The organism is Bythopirellula superficialaquae, assembly GCF_059632245.1.
In genome coordinates this window covers 4,479,928-4,494,110 of the sequence record NZ_CP197426.1, presented here as the reverse complement: position 1 = coordinate 4,494,110, position 14,183 = coordinate 4,479,928, and the positions used below count along the sequence as shown (strand labels likewise).

Genomic DNA, 14,183 nt, shown 5'->3' with positions numbered 1-14,183 from the left:
GACGAATTCTCACGAATGAATGGAAAGACAAAAAATCATTCGTGAGATTCGTGGTTTCTCTCTTATGGCATACGCAAACCATCAACAGTTTTTGGCACATGCGATTGGCCTTGCCGAGGCGGGGCAGGGGTGCGTCGAGCCGAATCCGCTCGTGGGTTGTGTGATCGTTCGCGATGACCATGTCGTGGGCGAAGGTTGGCATCAGCAATATGGCGGGCCGCATGCCGAGATCAATGCGCTCGCGCAAGCTGGCGAACGAGCTCGTGGGGCCGATCTCTATGTGACGCTCGAACCCTGTTGTCACCACGGCAAGACGCCGCCCTGTACCGAGGCGTTGATTCAAGCGGGCGTCGCGCGGGTGTTAGTCGGTTGCGAGGATCCCAATCCGCAAGTCGCTGGGCAAGGCGTTGCGAAGCTGCGTGAAGCGGGCATCGCCGTCGAAGTGCTGCCCGACCAACAGGCGGCGAACAAGCTGATTGCCCCCTTTCGCAAGTTGATCACGCAGCGCCAACCGTGGGTGATCGCCAAATGGGCGATGACGCTCGACGGCAAGATCGCGACCCACACCGGCAAGAGCCAATGGATTTCCAGCGAAGCCAGCCGCGCGCTCGTCCACAAAGTCCGCGGGCAAGTCGACGCGATTCTCGTTGGCCGTTTGACCGCGGAACGTGACGATCCCCTGCTGACGGCTCGCCCTGCTGGTCCGCGCGTCGCGACGCGGATCGTGCTTGATTCCGAAGCATCGATTTCGCTCGAAAGCCAGTTGGTGCGAACCATTGACCAAGCGCCGCTGTTGATCGTGACCAAGGAAACGGCACCCTTGGAACGGATCAAACGACTTGAGCAATTGGGCGTGGAAATCTTCAAACTCCCCACCGTCCCTTGGCAAGAACAACTCGTGCGGCTGCTCGAAGAACTCGGTTCGCGGCAGATGACGAACGTGATGGTCGAAGGGGGCGCGCTCGTGTTGGGGGCGTTTGCCGACATCCAAGCGATCGATGAAGTCCATGCGTTTATTGCTCCCAAATTGGCTGGTGGCAAGGACGCTCCTTCGGCGCTCGCCGGTGAAGGCTTAGCCGACATGATGGCCGCCCAACGGATCGTCGACGTGGAGATCAACGTGCTCGACGGCGACGTGCATGTCCACGGGTACGTGGACCGCGCGTAGGTGTTGCACGGTCGATCAAGACTTCCAACTTTTCCAACTCTTCCAACTTGGCAGGGTTTATTCGCGATTGTTGTCAGTGGTTCGTGGATACCAGTCATTCTGAGAGAGCCTAGGCGACCGAAGAATCTAGTCTCCTGATTCACACGGTTTGTACACGTACTAGTGCCGAAACCAGGATCCCTTTCTGGCTAAAAGCTAAGGGCTAATCGCTAACAGCTTTTCAGGTTTGCCAGCTTGGCGAGGTTTGCTTGGTTTGCGGCCTCTTCAATGTTGCCAAGCAGACGCAATCGAACTTTGTCATCTTGCTCAACTTTTGCAACTTGATCATGCCTGCGGTTTGATCAACTTGCCGAGCGGTTTCCTGTAAACCCCGCGGTTTTCTCGAAGCGGCCAACGAATTCTCGACTTTTTGCCCAAGCGGCCAAGCTTTGCCGAAGGGGCCAAAGAAAAAAAGGGGCTAGAGGCTAGTGGCTAGTGGCTGGAGAAAAGGGAACTCCCCTCCGTACGTACATTGATCGCTGAACCGTCTGGCTAAGAGCTTTCCTGGTTGTCAAAGAACGTCTCGCCATTCGGGCACGAAAGTTTTCATGACGAATGGTTTTCGCTCGATTTTACCCCATCCGCGCGGCCATTTCTTGTGCGATTTTTGGCCGGTGGGGATTTTGTTCACGCGGAGGCTCGGAGAACGCGGAGATAGGAAGTCGATTTCTCAACAGAGCGTTTGCTTGGCTGCCATTGCGGGTAATTTTGACTTGGCCACCCGAGCCGTGATATGCTGAGTGTGAGGAGATAAAAATGCAGATCGATCTTTCTAACGATACCACTGAAAAACTCGCTGGCCAGGCTAGTGCGGCAGGCTTTAGTAGCGTTGAGCAATACGTAACTGAGTTTGTTCATGTTTTGGCCGAGCAGCCAAATGTCGACGAAGTGTTCGCTCCGCTGATTGATAAAGAACTGGCAGAGAGCTTGGCCATGATCGATCTAGGCATGGAGCAAATCCGTTCCGGTGAAGGGCTAAGCGTCGAAGAAGCGCGCCGTCGCACTCTTGCCAGTCGTGATTCATGAAGTCTTACCGAGTTGTCGTCGCTCCGGTCGCCGCGGATAGCATCGCCGAATACTATCGATACATCGCAGAAGTAGCTGGTATGCCGGAGACGGCCGAGCGGTGGGTTAATCACGTTTACGGCAAAATCGGCACACTCGATTTCTTTCCGCAACGGCATGCGCTGGCGGACGAAAACGGTCAACGAAATTATGAGATTCGTCAGCAAGTGATCGGCAATTATCTTGCGCTCTATTCGATTGACGAAGCCAACGCGGCGGTTCACGTAGTCGGCTTTCGCCAGGGGCGACGATTGCCACAGTCGGAGAGACTTCCAGAAACGCTTGATTAGGAATAATTGTAAAAAGGTATGGGGTAAACTTCACGTATTCGTTGCCGGAACTGCGTTGGGGTTCATCAGTCAACGATCCCTGGTCCTAAAGCCCTTCGTCCTCGTTCTACCACATCCGTGCGGCCATTTCGTGTGCGGATTTTGGCCACTGCTCGACCACAGGTTAGTAAAGTTGCAGATTTATTCTGTACATACAGTACAGTCAAAGGTTTTCGTTACCAGCCTCGCAGCTTATGGATCTCCTGCTTATTGGTTTGTAATTACTTGCTCAGTTAGTTTCGACCGGAATAGACTGTTTAAGAACAGCCCCTGGTATCTACATGGAAAGTGCCTAACTTGCATTGTTGCTACATGATTTATTAATATCGTTCGAACTATTTCTTACACAACTTGCTCTTATCGCTCTTGGTAATTAGACATACTTAAAAATTGTCCTCGATAACATTTAATCAAATTAGGTTAATATGGCTGCTACAGAAGCACAAATACGCGACTATCTATCGCAGCATCTTGAATTGTTGGAAAATGGGCTTGTTCTCATTAAGGCTGAGTATCCATTGCCAGCAGCGATCGGAGCAAGAGGCTTCATTGATATTCTTGCTAAGGACAGTTTCGGCAATCGTGTAATCATTGAACTAAAGCGTAGTAATCAAGCCGCCCGGCAAGCTATACACGAGATTTTTAAATACGTCGCATTGTTCAAAGAAGAAAATAGATTGGAAGAAAACCGAATTCGGTGCTTCATAGTTTCCACCGATTGGCATGAATTGACCATGCCTTTTTCGGAGCTTGTTCATTCATCCAAAATCCAAACAAGCGGTTTTCATATTGAAGTTAATCAAGATGGAGAGATAATAAATGTTTCTGAGGTTAAAGCTGTCGCGTTGGCTACACCATTGAAGATTTTTCGCGCACATGGTTGCTTTCTTTTTAAGGACGAGCAGCAACGTGACGCATGCTCGGAGTTACTTAAAACGGCAGTTGAAGCTGCGGGAAGTGACGCGGGATTCTTAGTTCTTCTAGACGCCGATAAGGATGATGAACGAGTTGTGCATCCTCATGCGATTTATTTGGTGCCAGGAGAGTTAAATAACGCAGTTCGCCAGAAAGTTATCGCCCAGCTTCAAGAAGAGTGCGAATTATCTGAAAGTGACATAACAGAGGATGAACGAGATCTTCAGATAGAAGACGGCTTCCACTGCATGATTACAGATGGCTGTGATAGTCCCTGGGATACTTACGAGATAGGCTATCCAGAGAAGTTTACCGCAATGATTGCAGAAGGGTGGCATGCTAAGAGAATTGATCGGTACGGAGCGGTTCCGAATCAAGCAGCAGCAGATGACCGCGAAGTGATTGAACTAATATCTGGGATTGGAGGTCAAAATGCCATTTCTTTCTATAAACTATCAACTCCTGCATTGCATTCAAATTGGGAGGCTACCCGTAAACAAATGATCTATTGCCTTAAAGGTAATGATCGGTGGACAAAGGCTTGTATATTCTTTTTAGATGAAATCGCAAAGAAATTTCCTAATGCAACGATTTCCATTGCCATCTACAACCCTTTAGCTCTTCCGCATTCACTTTTCATGTTGGCTGCTTTGGGTGATGTTCGCTACTTACCGTGCCTGGAGCTGGTCGCTTATGACAAAGATCAGGGAAAGATATTATTTCTGTTGGGAAGGATTGAATGGAACGGCACTTTCAGCCATCAGTCAGTAGACAGCGTCTATTCTGGCGAGCTAGGTGATCTGGAAGGTTATCTTTTTGCCCTAGGAATGCATGAAGCCTGGGATTGCGATGAAGATTTACTTGCGACGCACGGAATGTATTATGCAACTGTCAGAGGGGAGATTGATAATAATCAATCAATCACGCAAGCAGTATCTTACGTAGAAGATTCAGGAACAGGCAAAATTTCCGAAACTTCAACAGAAGATGGTAAGTCATTAATTGATTTCATTGAAGAGAATCCAGTTTTTATAAAGAACTTTGTAGACGAAATGCACAAGAAAACTAGTCTAGGTATTTAATGTCGCGCCTGCTCTGCTGCTGAAGCTAGCTTCAATACATTCTTCATTAGACTACTGGTAAGGGGATTTTACTCCAACCCTCTCGTCCTCAGCCACCTCTCCAGCCAACCTATCGTTTGCTCGTGACTGAGCGTTTCGGTATGCAGAAACAGCGTGCGCGCGTTGGCGAGTTGTTCGTCGGTCACGTCGGTATCGATCAGCATCTTGCTCGCAGGGTCGAGCTTTTGAATGTGTGTGAATAAGTAGACGTTCTCTTTCGACAGATGGTCGGTGAAGATGCTGAAGAGTTTTCCTTCAGGATTCTTTTTGACCCAGTTCACGAACATGTCGAGATTGCCGTAGCTCGAGTCCAAGAGGCCGATGCCGGTGATTTGCTGTTCGAGACCGCCATGATCGGCTGAGCAAGCGATGCCGCGGTAGGCGCCACTACTGCCGGCGATCAGCAGTTGGCCGAGTTGGGGTTCGTCGATTTTTCCTGCCTGATGCAGCGTGGCGAGCGCTTCCTCGGCCAGATGCTTGAGGCCGTCGGTGTCTTCGAGTTTGCCGCAGGAGGAATCGGGCGCATCACGCGGACCTTGGGGAAAGACCAGGATGATGTTTTGGCCACTGGCGACAATCTGCTCGCGGAGTTTTTGCTTGGTCAGCGCATTGCGGACATTGTTGTTCCAGCCGTGGAGATAGACGAGCAGATTCACTTTGGGCGTGCGGCGAAAGTCGCGCGGCACGAACAATCCGACTGTGCTGTCGGAGTAATGCGGATCGGCGGGATACGTGACTTTGTCGTAAGTGTGCCCCTCGGCACGGGTGGGATGAGGATAGGGGGCGGACTTCATCGGCACGAAGGCGGTTTCGCCCTCGGCGGTGGTTTCCCATGTGATGGGTGCAGCTTCCTCTGGTGGAGCGGCGATGAGGTTGTTGGAGATTAAGAATGCAAAGGTCAGTAGGAGGGTGCGTAGCATGGGTTTGTTTTACAAAAGTTTGTTTTGAAATGGGATGCGTGAATGGGATGATGTTTTACTTGGTGTGCAGGATTGTGCGGGGCCATGCAGGGGACCTTGCAGGGGACTTACGTCCCCCGCTCGCCGGCTTCGCCTTGGATCGTCGCGATGACTTTTCTGCGGCCGCCGTGGTTGCGGTGTTCGCATAAGTAAATGCCTTGCCACGTGCCGAGGCAGAGTTGGCCGTTGGCGATGGGGATTGAATGCGAGCAGCCGATCATCGACGACTTCACATGCGCGGGCATGTCGTCGGGGCCTTCGCAGGTGTGTTGGTAGGCGAACGACTCCGGCGCGATTACGTTGAAGCTGCTTTCTAAATCGAGTGGCACATCGGGATCGGCATTCTCGTTGATCGAAAGCGATGCCGACGTGTGCTGCAAAAACAAATTCAAAAGGCCGGTTTGAATGCCTTCGATTTCGGGCAAGGCCTCGAGAAGTTCGCGGGTGATGAGATGAAACCCGCGCGGGCAGGGCTTGAGTTCGAGTTGTTTCTGGATCCAGGGCATAATTGCTTTCGTGAATGTCGGTGAGGGCTATTATTAGCACCTTAGATTCTAGTCATTTTGTGGCGTGTTCTCATTCCTACAAAACGAAATGTCCAACAGAAGATTTCGGAGTCGAAAGCTTGGGTGAGTAACCGTTTCAGGGGCTTAATCCTCGGGAAAAAGCTGGTCCCGATGACCCACGTGTTAAAGTTTCACAAACGGCGCACATTTCGTTGCGCGAATTGTCAATCCCTGTTAACAAAAAACTTGACATCGTAAATCCTGTAGCAATAATCTCTTACTTGAACGTTAACAAAAGCGAAATGGCCGGCAAGAAAGTGCTATCGGCAGAGCCGATGGGAAGACGCTGTCGGCGAGCCGAATGGATCGGGCCTGGCGGCAGACCACGCGGCTGATCCATCGTGGTAGTTTATCCACCTCACCCGAGTTGGTCGTTCAAGCTCCTTCGAGTGGCTTGCCCCGCCGGAGACCAACTTTACAGCTGACGGAGTCTGAAACATGCCTGACCCAAAACTGAAGAACGTGTTTGAAGCCATTCTCAAGTATGGCCATGACGAAGATTTTGCTCCCCGCGTTGACGACCAGTTCAAGAGCACGCAAGCTCCCGCCGGTTCACGCGAGAAGTTAGAAGTGTTGGCCGAGCGGATCCGCTCGGGCCATCCCTTGTGGCACACCGATGACCGGGCTGACTACAGCGGTCTGACCGGTGCCGTGCGTCCGCGTGACTGAGCGACGCTGAAAGTATGATCCATTTGAAGGCCGCCGGCTGTTGTCCGGCGGCCTTTTTTTGTTGCTGTCGCCAAATTTTGAAGAAGAGAGTTGCGAGGAGCGGCCGCATTACGGGGGAGGGCGCTAGGCTGCGGCGGGCCTGCTAATTTTTCCTGGCTTAGCCAGCGATTTGGAGGTTGGCCAAATCGGTTTCGATTTCCAGGACGTTGTTCTGACCTTTTTCAAAAGGCTCGAGCTCGTCACGCAACACCAGCATATCCTTGGGGGCTTCGATCCCGATGCGGACCTTGTCGCCGCCGATGCGAACCACCGTGATGACGATCGAATCTCCGAGACGAATCCGCTGAGCTTCTTTTCTTGAGAGTACGAGCATTTGAGACCTCCTTGTTTTCCCGCGATGGGTCATGTGAACTTATGTATAGTAACTGGGTTGCCGCGAAGTTTCAATCCCATGTTTCGCGTTGGCCCGGACAATAACTTCTTGTGTTTGCTAGCGGTCGTTAACGGAGTTGGGACAACTCCGGCTAACTAATTTCTTGGGGGAGTTCGGGGGCTTCGACCAGTTTGGTGCGTTGCACCCGCTCGCCGCGTGATCCGTAAAACAGAATCGAGTTAGAATCCGTTTCCCAGATCGCTGATAGTCTTACTGCTCGCGGGCCGTAAAGGCAAAAGTACACCCCGCAGGGTCGGCCGGCTCTCGTGAGCAATCTGACAATCAGTTGGCAGCAGTCGGTTTTTAATAGTTCCAGTTGGCTTAAGGTTTCGAGGACGTAACAGCGAATTTGCTCAAAGTTTTGAATGCGTTCGTGGCGCTCCAGCATTTGAGTTTGTTCACCTCCAATGAAGGGCGGAATGATTGGATAAATGTAACTCTTCAGTAGCTTGGCAATTCTGGGTAATATGGCGACAGGGTAATGTATCGGCAAGATATGCCGGCTACTAAAGCAGGAATGCTAGCGCACGCCAAACGGAATTTTGGCGGAATGGTTCAAGAGAGAAAAAGCGAGTGAACCGCTCATGGACGCTGATTAGCGCTAATGAAATCCCATGCAGCATTGCTGGGCGAGCCAGCTGTGGCACACGTGCTAGCACCGGGGGAGCTCAGTCCCCGGGCGTTGTGTTGTTGAGCTAAAAGATGCCCGTTCCGAAGGAATCGCCCTTGTCGCGTGGTGGCGCAGTGCGAGGCGTCTTGCCATGGGAATCGTGCGGCGCAGGCCGGCCGTGAGCGCGGTCGACGCGGCCGCGAGCCGGAATCGCGTCGTTGGAATCGTCTTGAAAATCGATGTCCACGTCGTCGTAGCGCGAGATATACCCAGGGAGCTTGGAACGTTCGATTTCGTCGTAGTATTCGTTGATCACATGATCCTGAATCATTTCGCGGCAATGCGAATTGATCGGGTGGGCAATGTCGGCATAGAGTTTCGCCCGGCCATCGGCATCCAGCGGCATGCGATCTTGCGAAAGCCCCGCGCCGCATTGGTTGCAATACTGCGCGCGCAGGTGGTTTTTCATCCCGCACCGGCCGCAATGGGCCGTGAGTTTGCGGCTTGGCATGGCGACAAAGGGCCCATTCGATCCATCGATGATTTTCAAATCGCGGACCACGAAGCAATTGTCAAAGGTGATCGAGCAAAACGCCTTGAGACGTTCGCCCGGATCTTCCATGAGTTTGATTCGCACCTCGGTAATTTCCACGGTAAGTCTCCTTGCGAGGTGAAACGCCTTACCAGCCGCTGGAAGTTGCCAGCACAGTTCCCAATTTTTGTGCGGAAAGCTGCCGAGCGATCCGCCGTGCCTGATTTGCCGAACGGGCGACTCCCACCAAGGTGGAACCGCTGCCCGTCATGAGTTGTCCCCAACAGCCCGCTTGCGCGAGCGTTGTTTTGATTTGCGAAATCTCGGGCGCGAGTCGCGCCGCCGCGGTTTCGAGCCGGTTGGTCATCCACTGGCATGCCCGAGCAATCGCGCCCCGGTTGAGTGCGGCGATGAGCTGCGACAAACACGAAGCGGATTTCTCGGCCCGCTCGGATGAAAGAGCGCCCCGTTCACCAAGTTCGGCAAATACCCGCGGCGTCGACAAGCCAAAGTCGGGTTTGACCACCACGAAGTGCAAATGAGGCAGCCCGCCCAGGGGTTCAATGCGTTCGCCGCGACCTCGGCAGATCGCCGGGCCTTGATTCAAAAAGTAGGGGACATCGCTCCCCAATTCGGCCGCCAGATGGGCCAATTCCGCGTGGGAAAGCCCGGCGTGCCAGGCTTCGTTGGCCAGGAGCAAAGTGGCCGCGGCGTCGCTGCTGCCGCCCCCCAGGCCGGCTTCCTGAGGAATTCGCTTCACCAGATGAAAGTGGCCGTGGGGTTTGAGGCCCGCCTTGGCCGCGAGCAGTTTGGCGGCTCGGGTGACGAGATTGTGGTGCGGATCGAGTGACACCTGAGGGCGAGAACCGCCTTGAGGATGGCAGGATTCGATACTGAGGGAGCACTCGGTGGAAAGGCTAGGCGACAAAGAATTGGAAGGTGACCATGTTAGCTGGTCATAAATTCGCACCGGGACCAGGAGGGTTTCCAACTCGTGGAAACCGTCGGTTCGTTTGCCAAGTACTTCCAGGTACAGGTTGAGCTTTGCCGGAGCCACGACCTCCCAAGCGGTACCAACCTTGCGGGGAACCATGGTGCACGTCCAGAATCGATATCAGCAGAAGTCGCTGGCCGAACCCACTGTTCGGCTCCAACGCGACTTTTGAATTCCGATCTACCGCTTGTGACCCACTAAAAACAGCGTGCCACACCCTTGCGTATCAGGATCAATGCGTACAGTCAGCTTAAAATCTTATAGGTATAAATTGTCAATCATGAGAAGCGAATGATAACTGCATTGAAGTGAAGGCGACCGCTGGTGTGAACATTGCGGCGAGCCTAACCTCAAGTGCCAGCAAATTTTAAGACGATTCGCGGCTCAGGTCAACGGAAGTCTGGGGCGAAATCCCAACTGGTACTTCACCCGAGCAACTTTGCCGCAATTGCACGCAATTCGGTTTGAATTGTGTCGATCGGGCGGTCGGCGTCGATTACGTGGACTGAACTTCCCATCACTTCGGCTTCTGCTAGGAACCCCGTGCGGAGCCGCTGGCGGTAGTCGTCCCCCCGCTGCTCGATGCGGTCGAGCGCGTCTCCCATGCGTTCCCGGGCTCGGTGGGGGGGCATATCCAAAAGAAAGACACAGTCGGGGAGCAACCCCCCCGTGGCGATTCGGCCCACGTCGCGAATCTCGCCGATGTCGACCCCGCCCGCGTACCCCTGGTACACGATGTTCGCGAGTAGAAAGCGATCGGAAATGACAACCTGACCAGTTTCCCTGGCCGGGAGGATCACTTCGGCGACCAATTGAGCCCGGGCGGCCATGTAGAGCAGCATTTCGGTGCGCGGGGCGATCTGCACCGATTCGTCGCTGTGCAACACGATTTCGCGCACCCGCTCGCCGAGCAAAGTGCTGCCCGGATCGCGGCAAGTGACGATCTGGCGTCCCGCCGCGACAAGCCACTCCTGAAAGAGCTGCATCTGTGTGGTCTTGCCGACGCCGTCGATACCGTCAAAGGAAAAAAACATGCCGTGCGTACTCGTGGCGGGCTAGGGAAGTGAGCGATTGTTGTACACGATTGGGCCCGCTTGTGGGAGTGTTGGCGGCTCGCTACGAGCCCGCGTAGATTTTGTACATATTGGCGGCACGTTGGGCCACGAGCTTGCGGAGCTTCGCGGGACGCAACACCTCGGCCTGATCGCCGTAGCCAAGGATCCACCAGCCGATCTCCTGCAGGCCTGAAACATGGGCGTGGAATTCGAGCGTGCCGTCGCTCTGCCAATGCAGCTCTTGAGTTTTGTGCCACATGACTTCGGCGACATTTTGTGCCACGAGCGGATGAAAGCGCACCACCACATGATGATCGGGACCCGCATCGGGAACCAGATGCCAGGCGTTGCCCAAATGTTTTTCCAAACTGAAGTCACGCGGGATGGCGTAGCGTTCCTGCAAAGGTTTGATTTCTTTGATCCGCGCGAGATTGAACGTGCGAATCTCCCCATGCAGCGAACTGCGGCCAATCACGTACCAACTCCGCCCACTGAAGAGCAATTGATAGGGACGCAGCTTCGTGCGAATCGTTTCCCATTCGGTGAGACTTCCATAAGAAATACGCACCACGAAATGCTTGGCGATGGCATCCACCAGCGTGCGATACACGTCGTCCTGCCCTTCGAGCGGGCTGACTTTATTCAAGTTGATTTGAATCGCGCGGGTCACTTCACGGAGCTCTTCGCGTAGTGCCGCGGGGAAACTGCTTTCCAGTTTGAGCGCCGCCTGGCGGGCCGGTTCGCTAAACGGCAAGCGTTCGCCTGTGGTGATCTTGCTGGCGAGCGCAATGATTGACAGGGCTTCTTCGGCCGTGAAGTTCGTGGGGGGCAAGAAGAACGCGCTGGGGATAAAATAGCGATCTTGATTGCTATCGAATTGCAGCGGCACTCCGGCGGTACGGAGAGTTTCCAGATCGCGAAAAATCGTGCGACGACTCACGCCGCAGGAAGCCGCGAGTCCCGCAGCATCACGGCCGCTCCCCGCCTGGAGCGTTTGCAGCAGCTTCAGCAGACGTGTGATTCTCGTGAGATTCATCGTTTGGTTTGGCGGTTCCGGGCAATCCTTGAGTTGTCGAGTCGACCCATTGGGTCGATTCTTGACGGTTAGGATTGCGGAACGGGTTTTCGGGTGTGGCGTTGACTGCTGGTGTGTTCGTTGGAATTGCTGTTGGAGCAGCGACAGCTTGTGTGGCTGGCACGGCGTCGGTGACAAAGCCGATTTGGCTGACGGGTGCAGTATTCAGCGGCGCGGAATTCAGTGGTGTGGGCGCTGCGGCCGTCGCGGGCACCTCGGCATAACCATACGAAAAATTATCCTCGGCAACAGGGAGGTTAGCAAAATTAATGTCTTGGACGTTGGTATTTAGCGATGCACCGTTGGGGTTATACGAACCGCCGTCCGTCGACTGTGGTTCGGGCATGGGCATCTCCAGCGAGTTGTCCTCGGGCGATTGAACGCCCTGGGGTGCTGGCATACCTTGTGGTGTTGGCACACCTTGTTGTGTTGGCATCGGGGTCGGCATGGCTTCAGGCTGCCCCGACGAAGCAGGCATATCCATGAACTGACCCACGGGGCCACGGCTGATCACGTTGGGACGCGAGTAGCCGTAGTCAATAAACGTGCTGGCATCGCGTTGGCGTGCCCGACGCAGAGCGTCGAAATAAGCCTTGGCTGGCCAGGGGCCTTCCGCCAGGTACACGCCGTTGTATTCCAGCAGCGACCCCTTGCGGTAGTGAACACGCATTATAGCTCGGTTGTAGTCGACAAGCGAACGATAATAGGCACTTTCAGCCTCGGCGCGACGCCGCTGGGCATCGAGCAATAGATCGATCGGCACGCGGCCCGATTCGTAAACCGTCCGAATCGCGTCGACTTCGTCCTGGCTGGCCACGCGGCGATTGAACAGGCTTTGAGTATTCACAAAGTTGAAATCGACGTCGCGAATCGTTTCGCTGATTTGATGAGAAATGTTGAGTTCCAAGTCTTCCAGCACGGCCCGCTCACGAGCCAACAACAGTTGGTGATGACGAACGCCAGCCAAAGCACTGCGGAAACCAAGGGGCATCGTGAACTGCACGCCCAACTGCCATTCTTGATAGTTGCCATCTTCCAACACGCTGAACGCATTCGAGCCAGGTCCGAAGGGGGCCGTATTGGAACTGCCGATCAGGTCTTCACCAGCACCGAGCCAGCGATACGTTCCCGAAGCATCCAAGCGAGGCATTAGGTTGTTCTTAGTGGCAATCAATTCCATCTCGCGTCGTTTGATTTGCCATTTTTGATTGCGAATCTCGGTCCGGCGGGTTAATGATTCCAAATGAACTGATGGCCAGTCGAAGGCGACTTGAGCGGTCGTCGGCTCGTCGACGGGGCGAATCAGCCGACTGTCGGTGGCGGCAAGGCCCATCTTGTAACGGAGGCGGCTTTCGATCCGGAACAAATTGGTGAGGGCCGATTCCACCTGCGAACGGAACAAGAAGTATTGCGAACGAGCTTGAGCTTCCTTGTCGGCTTCGCCACCTTGAGTACCCACGCCCTTGAGGGCTTGTACTTTGCGCCACGTTTCCAGGGAACTATCACGGCCAATCTTACGGGCATCGAGATCGCGATAAGCGAAATAGAGTTCCCAATAGATTTCTTCCACCTCGAACATGTTCTCTTGGACGGCTTGCTCGAAATCGGTGAGCGCGATGTCGGTGCGAATCCGCGAGATGATCACACCGTCGATTTGATTGGCTCCGCCGCTGGCATATTGCTGGAACGAAATGGGACCGGCGATGCGGTTGTACTGCGTGCCGGCACCTTGCAACAACGGTTGATTGAACGACGCTTCGAAGTTAGTGAACCAGTCGCCGCGCGTGATACGGCTGCCGTTGTTGTTAAAGTCGTAGAATGTGTTATGGCGGAAACCAAACGTCGAACCGTTGGCGGCAGTCTTGGAAATTCCTGCCGTGTAAGTATTCAAGTCTTGATGCAAGTCTTGGGCGAACAGCGTGTCGGCCAAGCCGCCAAAGTTTTGGGGGCGGTTATTTTTGTTGAACGTGGCGGAAGCGTCGAGCGTGGCATCGAATTCCGCGAGAGCTGCTTCCACGCCCGTGCCGCTAAAGGGACTGCCGGTGCCCGTACCGTTGCCGCTTTCCACCAGCGCCGGATCGTACACCGTGGGCACGGCGCCAGGGTTTTGTGTGAGAACTTCAGGCGTCGCGACCGCGATGTTGCTGCCGCCGTCGGTGATCCGACCGCCCAGTTGCCGCATGACTTTGCTGTTGGTGAGCGTGATCCGTGTCACTTCTTCGAGCGTCATGTCGACGATGTCGAAGTTCTCTGAATTGGAGATCGTCAACGGAGCGAGCGCGCCCGAGACTTCGTCGAGCGGAACCGAATCGACGTCGGGATATTCAATTTCGGTGGCGACGTCGAGATAGTGCGACAAATCTCCCTTGCCCAAGATGTTGCCATCCTCGGCAAAGAAATAGGGTTGAGTCGGCGCACACCCACTGACGAGCGTCAGCACGCAGAGTGCAAGTGAGATGGCCGACCGATTTTGCCGCGTCATGATGCGTTTCCTGCTTCGCGGTTCGGTTGTCGCAACCGATCCACGAACCACCAGGGGGTGACAAGGGCGACCTCGTCCCCGGCACGCACTTTGTGCTGCACGCCGTTGTCGTGGTCCCGTATCCCCCCGGGCGGCCTCACTCGCTAGCAGGCGGCACCCTCTCGGGAGAGA

Annotated in this window: 13 protein-coding genes; 5 read left to right on the top strand and 8 right to left on the bottom strand. The window is 54.3% G+C overall.

Annotated elements, in window-relative coordinates; translation table 11 throughout:
* Positions 1–64: 64 nt before the first annotated feature.
* From ribD to SH678x_RS18570, 4 genes are all read left to right on the top strand, one after another.
* Positions 65–1,168: a bifunctional diaminohydroxyphosphoribosylaminopyrimidine deaminase/5-amino-6-(5-phosphoribosylamino)uracil reductase RibD gene (ribD, locus tag SH678x_RS18585; RefSeq protein WP_496919948.1), complete on the top strand. Its 1,104-nt coding sequence runs from the start codon at positions 65–67 to the stop codon at positions 1,166–1,168.
* A gap of 795 nt (positions 1,169–1,963) precedes the next feature.
* Positions 1,964–2,233 carry a hypothetical protein gene (locus SH678x_RS18580; RefSeq protein WP_496919947.1) on the top strand — a complete coding sequence of 90 codons (270 nt, stop codon included), beginning with the start codon at positions 1,964–1,966 and terminating at the stop codon, positions 2,231–2,233.
* On the top strand, positions 2,230–2,562 hold the full coding sequence (locus tag SH678x_RS18575; protein WP_496919946.1) for a type II toxin-antitoxin system RelE/ParE family toxin: 333 nt from the start codon (positions 2,230–2,232) through the stop codon (positions 2,560–2,562). Before SH678x_RS18580 ends, SH678x_RS18575 begins: the two co-directional genes overlap by 4 nt.
* Before the next feature lie 464 nt (positions 2,563–3,026).
* A complete protein-coding gene (locus SH678x_RS18570) occupies positions 3,027–4,598 on the top strand; it encodes an endonuclease NucS domain-containing protein (protein WP_496919945.1) in 1,572 nt (523 codons plus the stop codon).
* Between the two features lie 68 nt (positions 4,599–4,666).
* On the opposite strand, the gene SH678x_RS18565 is transcribed toward SH678x_RS18570, so the two are convergent.
* Together SH678x_RS18565 and SH678x_RS18560 are read right to left on the bottom strand one after the other, a co-directional pair.
* The gene (locus SH678x_RS18565; RefSeq protein WP_496919944.1) at positions 4,667–5,557 is read right to left on the bottom strand and encodes a hypothetical protein; all 891 of its coding nucleotides are present in this window, start codon (positions 5,555–5,557) and stop codon (positions 4,667–4,669) included.
* Positions 5,558–5,664: 107 nt separating this feature from the next.
* On the bottom strand, positions 5,665–6,102 hold the full coding sequence (locus tag SH678x_RS18560; protein WP_496919943.1) for a secondary thiamine-phosphate synthase enzyme YjbQ: 438 nt from the start codon (positions 6,100–6,102) through the stop codon (positions 5,665–5,667).
* Positions 6,103–6,600: 498 nt separating this feature from the next.
* On the opposite strand from SH678x_RS18560, the gene SH678x_RS18555 reads away from it, so the two are divergent.
* Positions 6,601–6,831 (top strand): hypothetical protein, encoded by a 231-nt coding sequence (locus SH678x_RS18555; RefSeq protein ID WP_496919942.1) that lies wholly within the window; start codon positions 6,601–6,603, stop codon positions 6,829–6,831.
* Positions 6,832–6,988: 157 nt separating this feature from the next.
* On the opposite strand, the gene SH678x_RS18550 is transcribed toward SH678x_RS18555, so the two are convergent.
* The 6 genes from SH678x_RS18550 to SH678x_RS18525 form a co-directional block, all read right to left on the bottom strand.
* Positions 6,989–7,204, bottom strand: a complete 216-nt coding sequence (locus tag SH678x_RS18550) for a carbon storage regulator (RefSeq protein ID WP_496919941.1) — start codon at positions 7,202–7,204, stop codon at positions 6,989–6,991.
* Positions 7,205–7,959: 755 nt separating this feature from the next.
* Positions 7,960–8,526 (bottom strand): septation protein SpoVG family protein, encoded by a 567-nt coding sequence (locus tag SH678x_RS18545; protein ID WP_496919940.1) that lies wholly within the window; start codon positions 8,524–8,526, stop codon positions 7,960–7,962.
* A gap of 28 nt (positions 8,527–8,554) precedes the next feature.
* A complete protein-coding gene (locus SH678x_RS18540) occupies positions 8,555–9,499 on the bottom strand; it encodes a 4-(cytidine 5'-diphospho)-2-C-methyl-D-erythritol kinase (protein WP_496919939.1) in 945 nt (314 codons plus the stop codon).
* 326 nt (positions 9,500–9,825) lie between these two features.
* The gene (tmk, locus tag SH678x_RS18535) at positions 9,826–10,434 is read right to left on the bottom strand and encodes a dTMP kinase (protein ID WP_496919938.1); all 609 of its coding nucleotides are present in this window, start codon (positions 10,432–10,434) and stop codon (positions 9,826–9,828) included.
* Between the two features lie 82 nt (positions 10,435–10,516).
* Positions 10,517–11,491, bottom strand: coding sequence for a helix-turn-helix transcriptional regulator (locus SH678x_RS18530; protein WP_496919937.1), 975 nt, complete (start codon positions 11,489–11,491; stop codon positions 10,517–10,519).
* The gene (locus SH678x_RS18525) at positions 11,424–14,012 is read right to left on the bottom strand and encodes a TolC family protein (protein ID WP_496919936.1); all 2,589 of its coding nucleotides are present in this window, start codon (positions 14,010–14,012) and stop codon (positions 11,424–11,426) included. Before SH678x_RS18525 ends, SH678x_RS18530 begins: the two co-directional genes overlap by 68 nt.
* Positions 14,013–14,183 lie beyond the last annotated feature (171 nt).